16 protein-coding genes are annotated in these 19,582 nt (G+C 67.5%); 7 read left to right on the top strand and 9 right to left on the bottom strand.

Going from position 1 to position 19,582, the window contains the following annotated elements:
- Positions 1-538: 538 nt before the first annotated feature.
- Positions 539-769, top strand: a complete 231-nt coding sequence (locus RKE40_RS09955; RefSeq protein ID WP_316018078.1) for a DUF2934 domain-containing protein — start codon at positions 539-541, stop codon at positions 767-769.
- An 87-nt stretch (positions 770-856) separates the two neighbouring features.
- On the opposite strand, the gene RKE40_RS09950 is transcribed toward RKE40_RS09955, so the two are convergent.
- From RKE40_RS09950 to RKE40_RS09915, 8 genes are all read right to left on the bottom strand, one after another.
- Positions 857-2,062 (bottom strand): MFS transporter, encoded by a 1,206-nt coding sequence (locus tag RKE40_RS09950; RefSeq protein ID WP_316018077.1) that lies wholly within the window; start codon positions 2,060-2,062, stop codon positions 857-859.
- 105 nt (positions 2,063-2,167) lie between these two features.
- Positions 2,168-3,883: a Na/Pi cotransporter family protein gene (locus RKE40_RS09945; protein ID WP_316018076.1), complete on the bottom strand. Its 1,716-nt coding sequence runs from the start codon at positions 3,881-3,883 to the stop codon at positions 2,168-2,170.
- Positions 3,884-4,042: 159 nt separating this feature from the next.
- Positions 4,043-5,110: an ABC transporter ATP-binding protein gene (locus RKE40_RS09940; protein WP_316018075.1), complete on the bottom strand. Its 1,068-nt coding sequence runs from the start codon at positions 5,108-5,110 to the stop codon at positions 4,043-4,045.
- Positions 5,111-5,113: 3 nt separating this feature from the next.
- Positions 5,114-7,321 (bottom strand): ABC transporter permease, encoded by a 2,208-nt coding sequence (locus RKE40_RS09935; protein WP_316018074.1) that lies wholly within the window; start codon positions 7,319-7,321, stop codon positions 5,114-5,116.
- Positions 7,322-7,351: 30 nt separating this feature from the next.
- Entirely contained in the window at positions 7,352-8,392 is a 1,041-nt protein-coding gene (locus RKE40_RS09930; protein WP_390893302.1) for an ABC transporter substrate-binding protein, read from the bottom strand.
- Between the two features lie 70 nt (positions 8,393-8,462).
- Positions 8,463-9,263 (bottom strand): inositol monophosphatase family protein, encoded by an 801-nt coding sequence (locus RKE40_RS09925; RefSeq protein WP_316018073.1) that lies wholly within the window; start codon positions 9,261-9,263, stop codon positions 8,463-8,465.
- A 2-nt stretch (positions 9,264-9,265) separates the two neighbouring features.
- Positions 9,266-10,264, bottom strand: a complete 999-nt coding sequence (gene iolG, locus RKE40_RS09920; RefSeq protein WP_316018072.1) for an inositol 2-dehydrogenase — start codon at positions 10,262-10,264, stop codon at positions 9,266-9,268.
- 36 nt (positions 10,265-10,300) lie between these two features.
- Positions 10,301-11,101, bottom strand: a complete 801-nt coding sequence (locus RKE40_RS09915; protein WP_316018071.1) for an SDR family oxidoreductase — start codon at positions 11,099-11,101, stop codon at positions 10,301-10,303.
- A gap of 133 nt (positions 11,102-11,234) precedes the next feature.
- On the opposite strand from RKE40_RS09915, the gene RKE40_RS09910 reads away from it, so the two are divergent.
- From RKE40_RS09910 to iolB, 5 genes are read left to right on the top strand one after another with little or no spacing between them, the layout of a single operon-like run.
- Complete coding sequence (locus tag RKE40_RS09910; protein WP_316018070.1) at positions 11,235-12,083, top strand: MurR/RpiR family transcriptional regulator; 849 nt, start codon at positions 11,235-11,237, stop codon at positions 12,081-12,083.
- Positions 12,076-13,977 (top strand): bifunctional 5-dehydro-2-deoxygluconokinase/5-dehydro-2-deoxyphosphogluconate aldolase, encoded by a 1,902-nt coding sequence (locus tag RKE40_RS09905; protein WP_316018069.1) that lies wholly within the window; start codon positions 12,076-12,078, stop codon positions 13,975-13,977. Before RKE40_RS09910 ends, RKE40_RS09905 begins: the two co-directional genes overlap by 8 nt.
- An 11-nt stretch (positions 13,978-13,988) precedes the next feature.
- On the top strand, positions 13,989-15,830 hold the full coding sequence (gene iolD, locus RKE40_RS09900) for a 3D-(3,5/4)-trihydroxycyclohexane-1,2-dione acylhydrolase (decyclizing) (protein WP_316018068.1): 1,842 nt from the start codon (positions 13,989-13,991) through the stop codon (positions 15,828-15,830).
- A 15-nt stretch (positions 15,831-15,845) separates the two neighbouring features.
- Positions 15,846-16,745, top strand: a complete 900-nt coding sequence (gene iolE / locus RKE40_RS09895; protein WP_316018067.1) for a myo-inosose-2 dehydratase — start codon at positions 15,846-15,848, stop codon at positions 16,743-16,745.
- Positions 16,746-16,758: 13 nt separating this feature from the next.
- Positions 16,759-17,562, top strand: coding sequence for a 5-deoxy-glucuronate isomerase (iolB, locus tag RKE40_RS09890; protein ID WP_316018066.1), 804 nt, complete (start codon positions 16,759-16,761; stop codon positions 17,560-17,562).
- Between the two features lie 197 nt (positions 17,563-17,759).
- Here iolB and RKE40_RS09885 read toward each other — a convergent pair whose 3' ends face one another.
- Positions 17,760-18,407 (bottom strand): helix-turn-helix domain-containing protein, encoded by a 648-nt coding sequence (locus tag RKE40_RS09885; protein WP_316018065.1) that lies wholly within the window; start codon positions 18,405-18,407, stop codon positions 17,760-17,762.
- A gap of 262 nt (positions 18,408-18,669) precedes the next feature.
- Between RKE40_RS09885 and dapA the strand changes: the two genes are divergently transcribed.
- On the top strand, positions 18,670-19,569 hold the full coding sequence (gene dapA, locus RKE40_RS09880; RefSeq protein ID WP_316018064.1) for a 4-hydroxy-tetrahydrodipicolinate synthase: 900 nt from the start codon (positions 18,670-18,672) through the stop codon (positions 19,567-19,569).
- The last annotated feature ends 13 nt before the right edge of the window (positions 19,570-19,582 follow it).

Raw genomic sequence — 19,582 nt, 5'->3', positions numbered from 1 at the left:
CGCGCTCCCCGTCCGGTCGCGGAAGGGAGCGGCCTAGCGATAGCTGGTCGCCCTCCGGGCTTGTTTGCGAATTGGCAAACAGGAAGCGCGCGGAACTCCGCCGCGGCCCAAGCGGCTTCGTCGCTGCGATGCCTGCGCCGGAACCTCGCGCGCATTGGCCCGTTGCTCCCGAGAGGAGACAACGCCATGGCCAATCAGAGGACACCGATGTTGACGGACGCGCCGGCGGTCTACCGGACGGCCCAGCGACCGGGGCAGTCCGGGGCGCCGGAGCAGAGGCGCAACGGGCCAAGCCCGCTTTCCCAGCATCCGACTGGGCCCCACGCGCCTTTCGAGGAGCATGAAAGCGACGGCGCCGCGGCGATCAGGCACGGGCGGCAAGTCGCACCGCCGCCCGGCAGCGCGAGCAGGCGAGGCTAGACAGGGACCGCCCGTCCGGCCGCACCACGGTTCGTTGCAAGAGGTTGGTCCCCTCCGGGAACCATCCTGCCTGTCCGGTGTTGACCCAGACCTGCAGCAGCAAGCCAAGGAGGACGACATGGCCGATGTCGGCAATGCGCAGCGGGAGATCCGCAGGATCGCCTACCGGCTCTGGATGGAGGAGGGGCAACCCGAGGGCCGCGACCGCGAGCACTGGGAGAGGGCCAAGGAGATCTGGAACTTCCGCCATCGCGACGACGAGGCCGAGACCTCGGATCGGCAGATGGAGGCCTCGGGTAGCGGGTACACGGCGCCGAGCGACGCCACGCCCCGGCGCAGGCCCCAATAGCCGACGGCAGCCGCCGCCGGCGCTGCAGAGCCCGAGTCCTGCGATGGCAAGTCCTGAGCTTGCGCGCTTTCACGCGCAACGCTGATCTCAGGACGCGTTCGGCATGCGCGGCAGCAGGAAGGCCAGCAGGCCGACGGCCGGCAGCCAGGAGCAGAGCTTGAAGACTGCGACGATGCCGATCTGGTCGGCCAGCGCGCCGATCCCGGCTGCGGCGATGCCTCCGAGGCCGAAGGCCAGCCCGTAGAACAGCCCGCCGACCAGCCCGACCCGGTGGGGCACGAGATCGATGGCGTAGATCAGGATCGCCGAGAAGGCGCTGGCCATGATCAGGCTGATCAGGATGCTAAGCACGCCCGTCCAAAACAGGTCGGCATAGGGCAGCAGCAGGGCGAAGGGCAGCGAGCCCAGGATCGAGATCCAGATCAGCCGGTCGCGGCCGATCCGGTCTCCGATCATGCCGCCTACGATGACGCCCACCGCACCGACGACGAGATAGAGGAACAGCATGATCTGCGAGAGCTGCAGGCTGATCCCGAAGCGCTCGATCAGATAGAAGGTATAGTAGGAGGTGAAGCCCGCCGTGTAGGCGTTCTTCGAGAACAGGATGATGATCAGCACGGTCATCGCCAGGGCGATATGGCCGCGCGGCAGGCGCGCCGCCGCCGGCTCGGCGGGCCTATCCTTGCTCGCCGCCGCCTGGTCGCGCCGCATCGCGGCATAGCGTGCGCCGGTCCAGGCCATCAGCACCATCGCCGCCAGCGCGATCACCGAGAACCAGGCGAGGCTCTGCTGCCCCCGGGGCACGACGATGGCGGCAGCCAGCAGCGGGCCGATGGCGTAACCGGTGTGGCCGCCGATCTGGAAGATGCCTTGGGCGAAGCCCTGCCGGCCGGCGGCGGCATGGCGGGCCATCCGGGTCGCTTCGGGGTGGAACACCGCCGAGCCGAGCCCGACCAGGCCCGCCGAGACCAGCACCATCTCGTAGCTGACCGCGAAGGAGAGCCCGAGCAGGCCGAGCAGGGTCGAACCCATGCCGGCGACCATCGCATAGGGCCAGGGCCGGCGGTCGGTGACATATCCGAGCACCGGCTGGAGCAGCGAGGAGGTCACCTGGAAGGCCAGAGTGATCAGGCCGATCCGCGCGAAGTCGAGCTGGTACGCCTCCTTGATCAGCGGGTAGAGCGCCGGGATCATCGACTGGATCAGGTCGTTGAGCAGATGCGCCATGCTGAGAGCCGCCAGCATCGGCATCAGCGGGCGGGCGGCGCGGGCGTTCAGCGGGATCGAGGTCATGGTTCAGGCTTGGGCGCGGCCAGCCGCTGCGTCAATTGGCGCGCGCTGCATCCGGCGCATGGCGTCCATGGCGCCAAAGCCGAAATCGCGCCCCCAGGTCCAGTTTTAGCGGCCGGGCTGCGTCGCCGGCGCCAGCTTGACCTCCGGCTTCGCCTCCTCGTCGGCCTTCAGCCGGCTCTCGCGCAGGGCATTGGCGCTTTCCAGGATCGGATAGCCGATCGAGGCCGCATGGCCATGGATGCGCTTGAGATCGCGGATGATGTCGAGATGGATCGCGCTGGTTTCGATCGATTCCGGCCGGCCGCTGCGCAGGCGCTCGAAATGGCTCTCGGTGGCGTGGCGCTCGGCGTCGCGCATCGGCGCCTTCTCGGCGAAGAGCTGGCGCGCCAGCGCGACATCGCGGGTGGCGAAGACGTTGAGCGCGAGGCGCAGGCCGGAGGCGACGCGCTGGTGGAAGTCGCGGATCTCGGCGAGACCTTCGGGCGAGAACGCGTAGCGCTTGCGGATCTTCTTCTCGCCGAGCTCGCGCAGGTTCTTGTCGATGATGTCGCCGATATGCTCGAGATTGGTGATCAGGGTGATGATCTCGAGCAGCCGGCGGCTCTCGGCCTCGCTGAGTTCGTTGCGCGAGACCTTCACCAGATAAAGCTTGATCGATTCATGGATGGCGTCGACGCCGTCATCCGCCTCGGCGATGGCGCGCGAGAGCTTCAGCTCGTCCTTCTCGATCATCTGCATGGTGTCGTGCAGCATCGCCTCGACGCGGTCGCCGAGGCTGAGCGCCTCGCGCATCGCGCCGGCGAGGGCCTCGGTCGGGCTGTCGAGCACGCTCGGGTCGAGATGGCGCGGCTTGACGACGGCATCGGCCGACTTCTGGCCCGGCATGAGCTTGCCAACCAGCGCCGAGATCGGGCCGACGAAGGGCAGGAAGATCAGCGCGCCGATCAGGTTGAGGCCGACATGGAACTCGATGGCGAGGCGGGCATCGGGGCCGGGCAGGGCATTCAGCCAGGCCGAGAGCGGCTTGGCGAAGGGCAGCAGGGCGGCGACGAGGATCAGCCGCGTCAGGAGATTGCCGACGGCCGCGCGCCGCTGCGCCGCCGGAGCCCCGATCTGGTCGAGCACCGGGATCAGCGCGTTGCCGAGATTGGCGCCCAGCACCAGGGCGATCGCCGTCGCCGGAGGAAACAGGCCGGAGGCCGCGAAGGTCGCGATCAGCAGGATGACGGCGATGCTCGAATGGGTCAGCCAGGTCGCGGCGACGGCGACCAGCACGGCGAGCAGCGGCTCGCCGGAGAGCGCGCCGAGCACGGTGCGGAAGGTCGGCGACTGGGCGAGCGGTGCGGCGGCCGCGTTGAGTTCGATCAGCGAGAGCAGGATCAGCCCGATGCCGACCAGCACGCGCCCGATATTGCGGGCCCGGTCCATCGCCTCATGCCCGAGATAGAGCGCGACGCCGACCGCAAGGCACAAGCCCCAGACCCAGCCGAGATCCATCGAGATCACGAAGGCGGCGAGCGCGGTGCCGAGATTGGCGCCGAGCAGCACCGCCAGCGCCATTGCGGGCACGATCAGGTCGCGCCCGGCGAAGGAGGAGACGAGCAGCGTCGTCGCCGTCGAGCTCTGCAGCACCATGGTCACGGCGATGCCGCTGCCGAAGGCTGCGAAACGGTTGCGCGTGAAGCTCTGCAGAGCCTGCCGCAGCGAGACGCCGAAGGCGCGCATCGCCCCCGTTCGCACCAGCCGCACCGCCCAGATCAGCAGCGCGACGCCGCCTGCAAGGTGGATCAGGATGGTGGTGGCGTTGTCGCTCGCGTTCATCGTGCCGAGGGTCTTTCCGAGGTTCTATCGACTCAAGGCCGCAGCATAGCTCGGATTCCTGAGTTTTTCATTAGCCAGCTTATAGGCTATGCACGCGAAACATGCTGATATTGCGGCAGAAATCGGCGATTGGAGAAATCTGTTTTTGCGCCGTTCCGCTCAGGCGGGCGGGATCAGCGTGACCCCCGAATTCGCGAAACCGAGCCGCACCGGAGTGCCCGGCTCGAGCATCGCATGGGCGCCGTAGCGGACGACGAAAAGCTCGCCGAGCGCGGTCGCGACCATGATGTCCTGGTGGTTGCCGAGATAGGTGCATTTGCGCACCGTGCCGGGCAGGCCGGCGCCGGCCTCCGCGCCATCGATCAGCAGGCTCTCGGGGCGGATCGCGATCCTGGCCGGTCCGGCCGCAAGCCCGCGCGCCGGCAGCGAAAGCGTCGCCTGTCCGAGCGTCACCGTCGCCATCTCGCCGGAGACCGAGCCGATCGTCGTATCGAGCAGGTTGGCGTCGCCGATGAAGTCCGCGACGAAGGCGTCGACCGGCTGCTCGTAGAGCTCGCGCGGCGCGCCTTCCTGGGCGATGCGGGCGTTGGACATCACGATGATCCGGTCGGAGACGGCCAGCGCCTCCTCCTGGTCATGCGTGACATAGGCGACGGTCAGGTTGAGGTTCTGCTGCAGCTCGCGGATTTCCTCGCGCACTCGCCGGCGCAACTTGGCATCGAGATTGGACAGCGGCTCGTCGAAGAGCAGCACCTGCGGCTCCAGCACCAGCGCGCGGGCGACCGCGACGCGCTGCTGCTGGCCGCCGGACAGCTCCGAGGGAAAGCGCTTCTCGAAGCCCTTGAGGCCGACCAGCGCCAGCTTCTCCAGCGCCATGTCGCGCGCGGTCTCCTTGGAGAGCCCCTTTACGGTCGGCCCATAGGCGGCGTTCTCCAGCACGCTCATATGGGGAAAGAGCGCATAGGACTGGAACACCATGCTGACGTCGCGGTCGGCGGCCGAGAGCTTGGTGACGTCCTTGCCGCCGATCAGGATCTGGCCTTCGCTGGCGATCTCGAGCCCGGCGATCATGCGCAGCGTCGTGGTCTTGCCGCAGCCGGAGGGGCCGAGCAGGGTCACGAGCTTGCCGGCCTCGATCGAGAAGCTGACATTGTCGACGGCCGTCACCGCGCCATAGCGCATGCTGACATTGCGGAACTCGACGGAGGCGGGGCCGGCCTTGGGCATGGCTTATCCTTGTTTGATCGGCTCGGCGGCGGAGGAGGCGAGCGCGGGCGTGCCGCGCCGGCCGAGCTTGCGCTCGCCGACGCCGAGCTGGATCAGGCTGATCCCGATGGCCATCACCACGATCAGGACCGAGGAGTAGGCGATGGCGAGGCCGAACTCACCGGCCTCGACGCGTCCGACGATATAGGCGGTGGCGAGGTTGTACTCGGCCGAGACCAGGAAGATCACGGCGCTGACCGTCGTCATGCTGCGCACGAAGCTATAGACCAGCGCCGCGACCAGGGCAGGGCGCAGGAGCGGCAGCACGACGCGCCAGAGCGTGGTGAAGCTGCGGGCCGAGAGCGTCGCCGAGGCCTCGTCGAGCGATTTGTCGATCTGCGACAGCCCGGCGATGCCGGAGCGCACGCCGACCGGCATGTTGCGGAAGACGAAGGCTATGACGAGGATCAGCCCCGTGCCGGTGATCTCGACCGGCGGCACGTTGAAGGCGAGGATGTAGGCCACGCCGAGCACCGTGCCGGGAATGGCGAAGCTCAGCATGGTCGCGAATTCCAGCGCGCCGCGGCCGGCGAAGCGCTGGCGCGTCAAGAGGTACGCGGTGAGCAGGCCGATCAGCGCTGTCAGCGGGGCCGAGATCGCCGCGAGCTTCAGCGTGGTGAAGAAGGACGGCCAGGCCGAGCCGTCGAAATGCAAGCCGCGGCTGAAATCGATCGAGAAGCCGGTGATGTAGTGCTGCAGCGTCGGAGTGTAGTCGCGCCCCATCGTCTTCACGAAGCCGCCCATCAGGATGACGACGTAGATCACTGCGGTCAGCGCCACCCAGGGCCCTATCACGAGCGCGGAGATCCAGGTGATCCGGCGCGGCAGCGGCGTCGGCAGGCCGGAATCGCCCTTGCCGGTGACGGTCGTGTAGGACTTGCTGCCGAGCCAGCGCTGCTGCGCCCAGAAGGCTGCGAGGGTGAAGCCGAGCAGCACGATGGCGAGTACCGCAGCCTGCCCCTGATTATGCGCTGCGCCGACCACGGCGAAGAAGATCTTGGTCGAAAGCACCTCGAAATTGCCGCCGAGCACCAGCGGGTTGCCGAAATCGGCCATGCTCTCGACGAAGCCGAGCAGAAAGGCGTTGGCAAGGCCGGGCCGTAGCAAGGGCCAGGTAACGGTCCGGAAGGTCGTCCAGCGCTTGGCGCCGAGCGTCTGCGAGGCCTCTTCCAGGCTCGGCGCGATGCCCTGCACCACACCGATCAGCACCAGGAAGGCGATCGGCGCAAAGGCCAGGACCTGCGCCAGGAGCACGCCGGGCAATCCGTAGATCCAGCGCGAGCGCGGGACCCCGAACCATTCGAACATCAGGGTCGAGAACAGGCCTGAGCGACCGAAAAGCAGGATCAGCGCAAGACCGATGACGAAGGGCGGCGTGATGATCGGCAGCACGGTAAGCAGGCGCATGGCGCGCTTGCCGGGCATGCCGGTGCGCAGGATCAGCAGCGCGCAGGCGAGGCCGAGCAGGGTGGTGATCACGCCGGTCAGCACGGCCAGGATCAGCGTGTTCCAGGCAACGCCGCAATTGGTGTTGGCGGTGAGGCAGCCGAGGCCCCAGATCGTCGGGCTGAGGAAACGCTCGACGAACTCCCCGAGCGCCAGGCCGCCATCGGAGTCGACCAACGCGCTCTGCAGGATGGTCGACACCGGCAGGAAGATGAACAGCCCGATCAGCATGATGACGATGCCGATCGAGGACGTCGTGAAGATGTCGCCGCGGCAGACGCCGCGATAGGCCAGGCCGTGGCAGAGCAGCAGCAGCAGCGAGAGCACGGTCAGGAAGGCGCCGAAGCCAATGCCGGGTTGCGCCGCGCCGGCGCCGCCGAGCAGCGCCGCGAGCCAGGGAATCCCCTGGCCCTTGAGCGTGACGGCGAAGCCCTGGGCGAAGAAGAAGACGAGCCCGGCGAGCCCGGTCCAGATCAGGGCGGAGCCTGTCGCGGTGTCGGGTTGCCGGTTGCTCAGCAGCGTCGCCACCACAAGCGCGATGCCGACCGGCAGCAGCCAGGGCGCGCTGCCCGAGAGGGCCAGCGCCAGTGCCGTTCCGGCCTTGCCGAATGGATAGCCTGCGAGCCAGCCGAATCCGGTCAGGCTCATCCCCTCGGTGAGATACCAGGGGATGAGCGCATAGCCGAGCCAGCCGACCAGCAGCGCGAGCCGGGTCGCGGGACGCATCGTCTTGATCTCGCTTTCGTCAGTACCGGATCACTTCGGCAGCGCCTTGATTTCCTTGTCCCACTTGGTCAGCAGGCGGACGCGCTCGGCCGAGGAGCCGTATTTGACAAAATCGTAGTTGATCAGCTTCATCTCCGACATTTTCGGCGCCTGAGCCGGAACCGGAGCGTTCTTGTTCGAGGGCACCTGGTAGGACTTCGCGGGGGCGCCGAGCGCCTGGGCCGCCGGCGTCAGGGCCCAGTCATAGAACTTCTTAGCATTGTCGAGATTGCGCGCGCCCTTGATGATCGACATCGAGCCGATCTCGTAGCCCGTGCCTTCGCAGGGAGCGACCGGCTTGATCGGGTCGCCCTGCACCGCGAACACGACGGCGTCGTGGATGAAAACGATGCCGACCGCGGTCTCGCCCAGGCTCGCTGCCTTGGCGGGGGCGGCGCCCGACTTGGTGTACTGGCTGATGTTCTTGTGCAGGGCCCTGAGATAGTCGAAGCCCTTGTCCTCGCCCATCAGCTGCACCACCGTCGCGAGCAGCGTATAGGCCGTGCCCGAGGAGTTCGGGTCGGCGACCTGGACGTCGTCCTTCAGCTTGGGATCGAGCAGGTCGGCCCAGCATTTCGGCTCGGCGAGGCCCTTGGCCTTGATCTGCTGCGTGTTGAAGCCGTAGCCGAGCGCGCCGGCATAGATGCCGACCGTGCGCTTCTTGGCGGCGTCCCATTGTGAGATCGCCCAGGGATGCAGGTCCTTGTTGACCGGCGATTCGTATTCGAGGGTCAGGCCCTCCTCGGCTGCCTGGAGATGCGGGTCGCCCGTGCCACCCCACCAGACGTCGCCGCGCGGATTCGAGGCCTCCGCCTTGACCTGCGCATAGACCTCGCCGGCCGATTTGCGGGTCATCGCGACCTTGATGCCAGTTTCCTTCTCGAAGGCACCGCTCATCGCGCGGCACCATTCCTCCTGGACGCCGCAATACATCACCAGCGAGCCCTGCGCGCTGGCCGGTGTCGCCGCGAGCAGCGCGCCGCCGGCGAGCGTCGCCAGGAGCCCCGCCCGGAGCCAGTTGGATTTCTGCATGTCGTCCTCCCCGATGGTTGATTTTTGTTCTTTTGTTCTTGCAGCGATACTGATGGTTCGCGGGAAAAGATCAATCACCCTTGCGCCGGCAAATGATCCCGGTGATCCGTTCCAACTCGGCCGAGAGGCCGGGTGTGCAGCAGAGGATCGGGTTGCCGGTGCGGATGCCGTCGCCGGCGAAGAAGTCGTTGAGATCGGCGCCGGCTTCAGCGGCGATCGCCATGGCGGCCGCGACGTCCCAGGCATTGATGTGGTGCTCGGCATAGCCGTCGGTCCGGCCGACCGCGACATGGCAGATGCCGAGCGTGCCGGAGCCGACGCGCCTGACCGATGCACCCGCCACCAACGTCCCCTGCACGGTGGCGAGATAGTCCGCGTGCGGAATCCGGGTCGACCAGCCGATCTCGATGCAGGAATGGGCCATGTTGGTCTGGCCGGAGACCTTGATCGGCTCGCCGTTCAGGGTCGCGCCGCGGCCGCGGCGGCCAACATAGACTTCGTCCAGTGCCGGGGCGCTGACGATGCCGATCTCGGGCACGCCGTTCAGCAGGAGGCCGATCGAGATGCACCAGTTGCGGTCGCCATGGGCGAAATTGGCGGTGCCGTCGATCGGGTCGATGATCCAGACCGCATCGGCCGCCTCGCCGCCGCCTTCTTCGCCGATCACGGCGTCGGCAGGGAAGAGCACCGCCAGCCGTTCGCGCAGGAAGGCCTCGACCGCGCCGTCGGCGACGGTGAGCCAGTCCTGTTCACCCTTCATGGTGATGCCGAGGCTGTCGCGCTTGTTGAAATAGTCGAGTGCCAGGCGGCTGGCCTCGGCGACGAGGCCGAGGACGGCGAACTGGCGCAGGTCGAGATCGGCAGGCGACATGATCAGATCGTCTCCAGCGCGACGGCGACCGGCTTGCCGGTGCGGCGCGATTCGGTCGCGGCGTCGGCCAGGATCTGGGCCTTGAGCCCGTCCTGTCCGGAGGGGGCGGGCTGGCGCCGGTCGCGCACCGCGGCGATGAAGGCGTCGAGCTCGGCACGATAGGCGCCGGCATAGCGCTCGAGGAAGAAGTTCTGCACCGGGTCGGCGCGGAAGCCGGCGCCGGTCGCGATTTCGACCGTGGTCTCATGGATGTTGCCGGCGCGCAGCATGCCTTGCGAACCATGCACCTCGATGCGCTGGTCGTAGCCGTAGGACGCGCGGCGCGAGTTCGAGATCTGGGCGATCTTGCCGCTCGCGGTGCGCATCAGCACGGCGGCGGTGTCGACGTCTCCGGCGGCGCCGATAGCCGGGTCGACCAGGGCCGAGCCGAGCGCGAAGACCTCGACCGGTTCCTCGGCCAGCAGGAAGCGCGCCATGTCGAAATCATGGATCATCATGTCGCGGAACAGGCCGCCCGAGCGCTTTACATAGTCCACCGGCGGCGGGGAGGGGTCGCGCGAGATCACGCTGACGATCTCGATCGCGCCGGCCTCGCCCATGCGCAGGCGCTTTTCCAGCGCAGAGAAGTTCGGGTCGAAGCGGCGGTTGAAGCCGATCATCAGCGGCTTGCCGGATTTCGCGACGATATCGAGGCAGCGGCGGATGCGGGCAGCGTCGAGATCGACCGGCTTCTCGCAGAACACCGCCTTGCCGGCCGAGACCGCGGCCTCGATCAGATCGGCATGGGTGTCGGTCGGCGTGCAGATCAGTACAGCATCGATCGAGGAATCGGACAGGATCGCCTCGGCACTGGCGACCTTGGCGCCGGAGACAGCGGCGAGCGAGGCCGCGGCGTCATGCGAGGCATCGGCCAGCGCGACCAGGGTGGCATCGCCGCGCGCTGCGACATTCAGCCCGTGAATCCGGCCGATCCTGCCGGCGCCCAAAAGACCAAAACGCATCGTGATCCTGTTTCCCGTCGTCGAGTTGCGGCCGCGCTAGTCGTGCGCGCCGAGAATGCTCTGGTCGAAGTCGATATTGGCGCCGGTCATCAGCCCCGACTCCGCCGAAGCCAGATAGGCGACGGCCTTGGCGACCTCGCGCGGATCGATCAGCCGGCCGAAGGGCTGGCCGGCGGCGGCCTTGTCGAGCCAGCCATCCTCGGCGCCATGGCGCAGGCGCATGATCGCGTCCTCGCCCGGCGTCGACATCCAGCCGATATTGAGGCCGTTGACCCGGATCCGGTCGGCGAGCAGCCCGTAGGCGGCGTTTTTCGTCAGCGTCGCGAGCGCGCCCTTCGAGACGCTGTAGGCGGCGAGGAAAGGCTGTCCGCCATGAGCCGACATCGACTGGATGTTGACGATGGCGCCTTGCGTCTTCTCGCGCCGCATCAGCGTCGCCGCGTCCTGGATCAGGAAAAACGGCGCGGTCAGGTTGACCGCCATGATGCGCTCGTAGAGTTCGGGCGAGGTGTCGAAGATGGTGCCGCGGTCGGTGTCGCCGGCGGCGTTGACCAGAATGTCGAGCCGCCCGAAGGCCTTGTCGGCCGCCGGAACGATCGTCCTGACGGCGGCGAGATCGGCGAGGTCGACGCTGTGGAAGCGGGCATCGCAGCCGCCGGAGCGCAGGCTCTGCGCCACCGCTTCGCCGCGCTCGCGGTTACGGCCGGTGAGGATCAGGCCGGCGGCGCCGCGTTCTGCGAGTTCGCGCGTGATCGCTTCGCCCAGCCCTTGAGTCGCGCCGGTGACGACAGCCACCTTGCCTGCCAGATTGCGGCTGAAATCCCGTGCTTCCGACAACTGGCGCCTGCTCCCCAAATCCGAAATTTCGGCACAGATTTTTTGTTCTGCTTGACTAGTGGAACAAATATTTCAATCTTCGCCCCCGCAAGTCAAGGCCGCCGCAGAGCCGGCCGGACGCGATTGGAGCCCCATGTCCGCAGAGCTTCAGCAGGGAACGCCAAGGCCGGATTTCGAGGGCTTCGTCGCATTGCTGCGCGAGCGTGCCCCGCTTCTGCCACGGCGGCTGCGCCAAGTCGCCGACCATGCTCTGGCCCATCCCGATGACATGGCGTTGAACACCGCCTCGCAGATTGCGCAGAAGGCCGGCGTGCAGCCCTCGACCCTGGTCCGCTTCGCCCAGGCGCTCGGCTATTCCGGCTTCAGCGAATTGCAACAGGTCTTCCGCTCCCGGCTGCGCCAGCAATTGCCCGACCATCGCGAGCGACTCGTAGCTTTGCGCGAGGGCGGGGCGGCCGGGCCCGGCATGGCCGCGGCGCTGCTCGACGGCTTCGTCCATGCCGGCGAGGCCTCGCTGAAGCGATTGAGGCGCGGACTCGACGCCGCTCTGGTCGAGCGGGCAACCGACATGCTCGCCGAGGCTCGCACCATCGTGCTCGTCGGCGCGCGCCGCATGTTCCCGGTCGTCGCCTATCTCGCCTATGCCTTCGGCAAGCTCGGCATCCGCGCCGTGCTGGTCGACAATGTCGCGTCGCTGGGGGCCGAGCAGGCTGCGATGGCCCGGCCGGGCGACGTGATGTTCGCGGTGAGCTGCGCGCCCTACACCCCGGCGACGATCGAGATGGCGGCGGTGGCCAAGGCTGCCGGTGTCCCGGTCATCGTCCTGACCGACAACGCGCTCAGCCCGCTGGCGGCGCATTGCGATCTCTGCCTCGAAGTCAGCGAGGCCGATTATGGTGCCTTCCGCTCGATGGCCGCGACCTTCGCCCTCGCGATGACGCTTGCCGTCGGCACTGCCGAGAAAGTCCGCGACGATGCCTGAACCTGTGCTCGATCTCGTCAGCATCGGCCGTTCCTCGGTCGACCTCTACGGCCAGCAGATCGGCGGCCGGCTCGAGGACATGGCGAGCTTCTCCAAGGCGGTCGGCGGCTGCCCGACCAATATCGCCATCGGCACCGCCAGGCTCGGGCTGAAATCGGCGGTGATCACCCGCGTCGGCGACGAGCAGATGGGCTGCTTCATCCTCGAGCAGCTGCAGCGCGAGGGCGTCGAGACCAGCGGCGTCGTGGTCGATCCGAAGCGGCTGACCTCATTGGTGATCCTCGGCGTGCGCGACGAGAAGACCTTTCCGCTGATCTTCTACCGCACCGATTGCGCCGACGCGGCGCTCGACGAGAGCGAGATCGACGAGGATTTCATCGCCTCGGCGAAGGCGGTCGTCGTCACCGGCACGCATTTCGCGATCCCCAACGCCGCGAAGGCGCAGAAGAAGGCGATTGCGCTCGCCCGCAAGCACGGCCGCAAGGTCGTGTTCGATGTCGACTACCGGCCCAATCTCTGGGGCCTCGCCGGCCATGCCGCGGGCGAAGAGCGCTATATCCGCTCGGATAACGTGACCCAGCATCTCCAGGCGATCCTGCCCGATTGTGATCTGATCGTCGGCACGGAAGAGGAACTGCATGCAGCCGGCGGCTCGGAGGATACGCTCGCCGCGATCCGCAACATCCGGGCGCTGAGCCGGGCGACCATCGTCTGCAAGCGCGGCCCGATGGGGTGTGTGGTTTTCCCTGGAGCCATCCCAGAATCAATCGAGGACGGCATCAAGGGCCCGGGCTTCCCGGTCGAGGTCTACAATGTGCTGGGAGCGGGCGACGCCTTCATGTCCGGCTTCCTGCGCGGCTGGCTCCGCGACGAGCCGGTCGAGACCTGCTGCAAATGGGCCAATGCCTGCGGCGCCTTCGCCGTCTCGCGCCTGCTCTGCTCGCCGGAGAGCCCGACCTTCGCCGAACTGCAGTTCTTCCTGAAGCATGGCTCGCCGCATCGGGCACTGCGCCATGACGTTGCGATCAACCATGTCCATTGGGCGACGACCCGGCGGCCGCAGGCCGAAACGCTGATGGCGCTCGCCATCGACCACCGCGCCCAGGTCGAGGCGATGGCGGACGAGGCGGGCGCGCCGCGCGAGCGCATTCCTGCCTTCAAGCGGCTTGCGGTCGATGCCGCGGCGCGGGTCGCCAAGGGCGCGCCGGGCTTCGGTATGCTGCTCGATGGTCGCTATGGCCGCGAGGCGCTGTTCCGCGCCGGCGATCACGGTTTCTGGATCGCCCGGCCGCTCGAGGTGCCGGGCTCGCGGCCGCTGCGCCTGGAGACGGATGCGGACGGCTCGCTGGGCGCCGCCTTGAACGAATGGCCGGTCGATCACATCGCCAAGGTGCTGGCCTTCTACCACCCCGATGACGATGCGGCGCTGAAGGCCGGGCAGGAGGCGACCCTCAAGCGCGTCGCGCTTGCCTGCCGGCAGGTCGGCCGCGAGCTGCTGGTCGAGATCATCTGCTCGAAGAACGGGCCGGTCGGCGACGACACCATGGCGAGCGTCATGCGCCGGCTCTACGAGATCGGCATCAAGCCGGACTGGTGGAAGCTGGAAGGCCAGCCGAGCACGGCGGCCTGGGCGGCGGTCGATGCCGCGATTGCAGAGAACGACCCCTATTGCCGCGGCGTCGTGCTGCTCGGCCTCGATGCGCCGGCCGCCGAACTGGAAGCCGCTTTCCGGCTGGCCAAGGGCGCGAGCACGGTGAAGGGTTTTGCTGTCGGCCGGACGATCTTCGGCGATGCGGCACGCGGCTGGCTCGCCGGCAAGCTCGACGACGAGGCGGCGACCGCGATGATGGCCGAGCGCTTCGGCCAGTTGGTCGGCGCCTGGCAGCGCGGCTGAGGAGAACGGCGATGGCCACGATCAGGCTCACCATGGCGCAGGCGCTCGTCGCGGCGATGGCGGCGCAGAAGACACGCGTCGGCGGCCGCACGCTGCCGCTCTTCGCCGGCGTCTGGGCGATTTTCGGCCATGGCAATGTCGCCGGGCTCGGCGAGGCTCTGCATGGCGCCCGCGACATCCTGCCGACCTTGCGCGCCCATAACGAGCAGGCGATGGCGCATGCGGCGATCGCCTTCGCCAAGGCCTCGCGCCGGCGCCGGATGATGGCGGTGACGAGCTCGATCGGCCCCGGCGCCACAAACATGGTGACGGCGGCCGCGGTCGCCCATGTCAACCGCCTGCCGCTGCTCCTGCTGCCGGGCGACGTCTTTGCCGGCCGCCGGCCCGACCCGGTGCTTCAGCAGATCGAGGACTTTGGCGACGGCACCGTCTCCGCCAATGACTGCTTTCGTCCGGTCTCGCGCTATTTCGACCGGATCACCCGGCCGGAGCAGCTGATCCCAGCCTTCGAACGGGCGATGCAGGTGCTGACTGATCCGTCCGATTGCGGCCCGGTGACCTTGGCGCTTTGCCAGGATGTGCAGACGGAGGCCTACGACTATCCGGAGAGCTTTTTCGCCGAGCGGATCTGGCAGCCACGCCGGGCGCGTCCCGACGAGCAGGAGCTGGCGCAGGCGGTCGCGCTGCTGAAGGGCGCCCGGCGCCCGCTGATCGTCACCGGCGGCGGCGTGCTCTACAGCGAGGCCGAGGGCGAACTCGCCCGCTTCTGCCTGGCGCACGGTATGCCGAGCGCCGAGACGCAGGCCGGCAAAAGCGCCCTGCCGCATGACCATCCGCTTAATCTCGGCGCGATCGGCGTCACCGGTACCGGCGCCGCCAACGATGCCGCGAAGACAGCTGACGTCGTGCTCGCAGTCGGCACTCGCCTGCAGGATTTCACGACGGGGTCACGTGCGCTGTTCGCCGATCCGGACTGCAGGATCATCGGCCTGAACACTCAAGGATTCGATGCCGGCAAGCACGGCGCGCAGCCGCTCCTTGCCGATGCCAGGGCGGGGCTTGCCGAGCTGGAGGCGGCGCTGACGGGCTGGCGGGCACCGTCTGACTGGACGACGCAGGTGCAGGCCTCGCGCGATGCCTGGCTTGCCACCGCCGCCCGCTATACCGCGGCCGGAAACCAGGCGCTGCCGAGCGATGCGCAGGTGATCGGCGCGGTGCAGCGCCAGAGCCGGGCGAGCGATGTCGTGCTCTGTGCGGCGGGCGGCCTGCCCGGCGAACTGCACAAGCTCTGGCAAGCCGGCGCGCCGGGTGGCTACCACATGGAATACGGCTATTCCTGCATGGGCTACGAGATCGCCGGTGGCCTCGGGGCCAAGCTCGCCGACCCCGCCCGGGAGGTCGTCGTCATGGTCGGCGACGGCTCCTACCTGATGATGAACTCCGAGATCGCGACCTTGGTCATGCTCGGGATCAAGCTCACCATCGTCGTGCTCGACAACCGGGGGTTTGGCTGCATCAACCGCCTGCAGAACGCGACCGGCGGGGCCTCCTTCAACAACCTGCTGCGGGATGCCCGCCATGAGGTGCTTCCGGAGGTCGATTTCGCGGCGCATGCCGGCGCGATGGGCGCGATCTCCCGCAAGGTCGCGAGCCTGACTGAGCTGGAAACCGCACTCGCCGAGGCCCGGGGCCACGATCGCACCAGCGTGATCGTCATCGACACCGACCCGCTGATCTCGACCGATGCCGGCGGGCACTGGTGGGATGTCGCGGTGCCCGAGGTTTCTGTGCGCGACGAGGTCAAGGCGGCGCGCCAACGCTATGACGGCGCGCTCGCCGCGCGCGACAACTGAGTCAAAGAGGACGACATGCCTATCCGTATCGGCGCCAATCCCATCGGCTGGTCGAATGATGATTTGCAGGAGATCGGCGGCGCGACCTCGCTTGAGACCTGCCTGGACGAGGCTCGGGAGGCCGGCTTCGTCGGCATGGAGCTCGGCCACAAGTTTCCGCGCGAGCCCAAGGCCCTGAAGGCTGCGCTCGCGCCCTTCGGCATGGCCTGCATTTCCGGCTGGTACTCCGCCGAACTGCTGAAGCGCGATGCCGAGGAGGAGATGAGGCATCTGCGACCGCATCTCGACCTGCTCAAGGCGATGGGCTCGAACGTGCTGGTCTTCGCCGAGACCTCGAATGCGATCCATGGCGACCGCAGCAAGCCCTTGTCGCAGCGCCCGGTGATGGAGGCGGGCGACTGGGCGCAGTTCGGAGCGCGGATCACCGAGGTCGCCGAGCGAACGCTCGCCGAGGGCGTCAGGCTGGTCTACCACCACCATATGGGCACGATCGTCGAGAGCGAGGCCGATATCGACGCCTTCATGGCGGCGACCGGCGAGGCCGCGCATCTGCTGCTCGACACCGGCCACGCGACCTGGGGCGGGGCCGATCCGGTCAAGCTGGCGCAGCGCTATCGCGCCCGCATCAGCCATGTCCACGCCAAGGACGTCCGCAAGGGTGTGATGGAGCAGGCGAGGGCGGAAGACTGGAGCTTCCTCGATGCGATCCTCGGAAAGGGCGCCGATCTCGGGGTCTACACCGTGCCGGGCGACGGCATGGTCGACTACCCGGCAGTGTTCAAGGCGCTGCCCGGCTATTCCGGCTGGGTCGTCGTCGAGGCCGAGCAGGACCCCGAAAAAGCCCATCCATTGACCTATGCCAAGAAGGGCGTCGCCCATCTCGAGGCGAGCCTGAAGGAGGCCGGGCTCGTTTGAGCCCGGGATCGCCATGTCGAAGCTGCTGGTGAAGCCGCAGGCCCCCGATGCCGATGGGTGCATCCACGAGATCACGCCGGAATCTGCGGGCTGGGGCCATGTCGGCTTTGCCGTTCACCGCCTTGCCGACGGCCAGACCCTGTCGCGCGAGACCGGCGATCGCGAGCATTGCCTCGTCCTGCTTTCGGGCAAGGTGGCGGCCCGTGCCGATGGTCAGGATTTTGGTGTGATCGGCGGTCGGGCTTCGCCATTCGAGGCCGATCCCTGGTCGCTCTATGTGCCTGCCGGCTCCGCCTGGAGCGTTGCCGCACGTGGGCCGTGCGAACTCGCGATCTGTTCGGCGCCGGGGATCGTCGGCCAGCGCCCGCCGCGCCTGATCGCGCCCGCCGATGTCGGCTGCCTGACGCGCGGCCAGGGCAGCAATGTCCGCCATGTTCGCAACATCCTCCCCGAAACCGAAGCCGCCGACGGGCTGCTGGTGGTCGAGGTGATCACCCCGGCCGGCAACTGGTCGAGCTATCCGCCGCACAAGCATGACGAGGACCGGCTGCCTGACGAATCGCAGCTGGAGGAAACCTATTACCACCGGCTGAACCCGCCGCAGGGCTTCGGCTTCCAGCGCGTCTATACCGATGACCGCTCGCTCGACGAGACCATGAGTTTCGAGAATGGCGATGTCGTGCTGGTGCCGAAGGGCTATCATCCCGTCGGCGCGCCGCATGGCTACGATCTCTATTATCTCAATGTGATGGCCGGCCCGAAGCGGATCTGGAAGTTCGCCAACGATCCTGCCCATGACTGGCTGATGCCGCGCTAGCCACGGCGGGCCGTCGGTCGCCTGCCTACGCGGTCGCGTTCGACCTTGCCTCGTCATCCCGGGCTGCTTCGATTCGCGGCTTGTCCGGGATGACAGGAGGGAGGCCGCGAGCCTGAACAAAATCTGCGAAAGGCGCTTCAGGTCTTTGAGCTGAAAGGGTCTTTCTGACTTCCGCCACCCGCGGTTGAAACCCTGCCTCAGAGATCGACTAGCACCCAGAGCACGACGGCGTCTGTCGGACCCGACGAGGTCCAGGTGTGCTCGGTGCTCGCGTCGTAATAGACCGAATCGCCCTTGTTGAGCTCGAGCGGCTCATAGAGCGCGCTGTGCACGATCAGCGTGCCTTCCATCACCATCACGAAGATCTCGGCCTCCGACTTGGCCCAGGCCGGATAATCGTCCGGCGAGCGTGCCGTCACCGTGGTCAGGATCGGTGTGGCGCGCTTGTTCTTGAGGTCGGCGCACAGCAGCATGTTGTTGCAGGTCACCGTCGCATGGCGGCTTCCGGCGCCGGCCCGCGTCACGCTGCGCCGGCCGCGGAAGGCGCCAGGGTCATTGTCCTGGTCGTTGAGCAGGGAAACCAGCTCGATGCCGAGCCCCTGGGCGATACGTTGCATCGTCGAGATGGTCGGCGAAAGCTCGTTGCGCTCGATCTTCGAGAACGCCGAGGAAGAGACGCCGGTCAGCCGGCTCGCATCCTGCAAGGTCAGCCCGCGGCGCTTGCGCACCTTCAGCAGCCGCGCGCCGATGTCGAGATGCCCCCGCGCGTCCTCGGAATCGTGATCGACCGGGCGGCCTGCGCCGCGGGCCGTGTCGTCCCGGTCGAGCGACGAGATTTCCGGCATCCTGATCTCCCTGGCGCAGCCGGAAGGCTGCAATGCCTCCGGCCCGGACTCTCATAGCGGGCAGCATAGGGCATGGAAAGCGCTTGATCCATAATGCTCCACAAATTGTCGGATAGTGGATTTTTGTATCTTAGTATTGACATCGGTCGAATGGTGGATGAGCGTTGGATTGGCTGACGAGCCGGCAAACCGCTGCGCGACGCTCCGTCCAGGGCATGCGCCGGCTTGAATCCGGTTGGCAGCTAGACAAGGGAAACGCTTGATGACGCTCACGAAAGACCAGTTGAACGGCCTCTACACGGCCATCGTCACCCCGCTCGCCGAGGATGGGTCTGTCGACGTCAAAGCCCTGAAGAAGCTGGTGCGCTTTCAGCTCGACGCCGGCGCGGCCGGCATCGTGCCGATCGGCGGCACGGGCGAGTATCCTGCCTTCTCTCGTGACGAGCGCCGCACCATCGTTGCGACCTGCGTCGAGGCCGCCGATGGCAAGCCGGTGATCCCGGGTGTGCTCTCGACTGGTTTCGAGGACGCTCTGGAAGCCGGCCGCGACTTCGCGGCGGCGGGCGCCGCCGCTGTGATGACGGTCACCCCCTATTATGCGCCCGGCACCCAGGACGGCATGCGCGCCTATTTCCGGCGCTACCGGGACTCGCTCGACCTGCCGGTCATGCTCTACCAGATCCCGCGCCGCACCACCGTCTCCGCCTTCGCCGACACGGTGCAGGCGATGGCCGAGGACGGCTCGATCATCGGCATGAAGTACTCGTCCTATGACATGCCGGACTATATCCGCACGGTGAAGTACGCCGGCGACAAGATCGCGATCCTCAGCGGCGAGGAGCCCCTGTTCGCGACCCATGTCGCGCTCGGCGCCCGCGGCGGCGTGCTGGCCTCGGCGACGATCTATCCGAAGATCTGGATCGAGATCTTCGAGCTCGCCAAGCAGGGCAAGCTGAACGAGGCCCTGAAGCTCCAGGACAAGATCGATCCGGTCATCGATTCGATCTATGTCGAGACCAATCCCGGCCCGCTGAAGCGCTACATGGCGCTTGCCGGCATGCCGGTCGGCGGCGTCCGCCTGCCGTTGCAGGGCCCGAGCGCCGAGACGATCGCCAAGCTCGAGACCGCCGCCAAACAGGCGAAATCGGTCAGCCTCGCCTGAACGAAGGGAACCG

It is taken from the genome of Allobosea rubneri, from assembly GCF_032464875.1.
Taxonomy (GTDB): Bacteria; Pseudomonadota; Alphaproteobacteria; order Rhizobiales; family Beijerinckiaceae; genus Allobosea; species Allobosea rubneri.
The sequence above is the reverse complement of the archived record's forward strand: the minus strand, read 5'-3'. Positions and strand labels throughout refer to the sequence as shown.

Excerpts from the sequence above, each read along its gene's own strand:
- RKE40_RS09955 (WP_316018078.1), top strand. The coding sequence starts at position 539 with ATGGCCGATGTCGGCAATGCGCAGCGGGAGATCCGCAGGATCGCCTAC.
- iolD (WP_316018068.1), top strand. The coding sequence starts at position 13,989 with ATGGCCACGATCAGGCTCACCATGGCGCAGGCGCTCGTCGCGGCGATG.
- dapA (WP_316018064.1), top strand. The coding sequence starts at position 18,670 with ATGACGCTCACGAAAGACCAGTTGAACGGCCTCTACACGGCCATCGTC.
- RKE40_RS09885 (WP_316018065.1), bottom strand. The coding sequence starts at position 18,407 with ATGCCGGAAATCTCGTCGCTCGACCGGGACGACACGGCCCGCGGCGCA.
- RKE40_RS09935 (WP_316018074.1), bottom strand. The coding sequence starts at position 7,321 with ATGCGTCCCGCGACCCGGCTCGCGCTGCTGGTCGGCTGGCTCGGCTAT.
- RKE40_RS09930 (WP_390893302.1), bottom strand. The coding sequence starts at position 8,392 with ATGCAGAAATCCAACTGGCTCCGGGCGGGGCTCCTGGCGACGCTCGCC.
- RKE40_RS09925 (WP_316018073.1), bottom strand. The coding sequence starts at position 9,263 with ATGTCGCCTGCCGATCTCGACCTGCGCCAGTTCGCCGTCCTCGGCCTC.
- iolE (WP_316018067.1), top strand. The coding sequence starts at position 15,846 with ATGCCTATCCGTATCGGCGCCAATCCCATCGGCTGGTCGAATGATGAT.
- RKE40_RS09905 (WP_316018069.1), top strand. The coding sequence starts at position 12,076 with ATGCCTGAACCTGTGCTCGATCTCGTCAGCATCGGCCGTTCCTCGGTC.
- RKE40_RS09945 (WP_316018076.1), bottom strand. The coding sequence starts at position 3,883 with ATGAACGCGAGCGACAACGCCACCACCATCCTGATCCACCTTGCAGGC.
- iolG (WP_316018072.1), bottom strand. The coding sequence starts at position 10,264 with ATGCGTTTTGGTCTTTTGGGCGCCGGCAGGATCGGCCGGATTCACGGG.
- RKE40_RS09910 (WP_316018070.1), top strand. The coding sequence starts at position 11,235 with ATGTCCGCAGAGCTTCAGCAGGGAACGCCAAGGCCGGATTTCGAGGGC.
- RKE40_RS09950 (WP_316018077.1), bottom strand. The coding sequence starts at position 2,062 with ATGACCTCGATCCCGCTGAACGCCCGCGCCGCCCGCCCGCTGATGCCG.
- iolB (WP_316018066.1), top strand. The coding sequence starts at position 16,759 with ATGTCGAAGCTGCTGGTGAAGCCGCAGGCCCCCGATGCCGATGGGTGC.
- RKE40_RS09940 (WP_316018075.1), bottom strand. The coding sequence starts at position 5,110 with ATGCCCAAGGCCGGCCCCGCCTCCGTCGAGTTCCGCAATGTCAGCATG.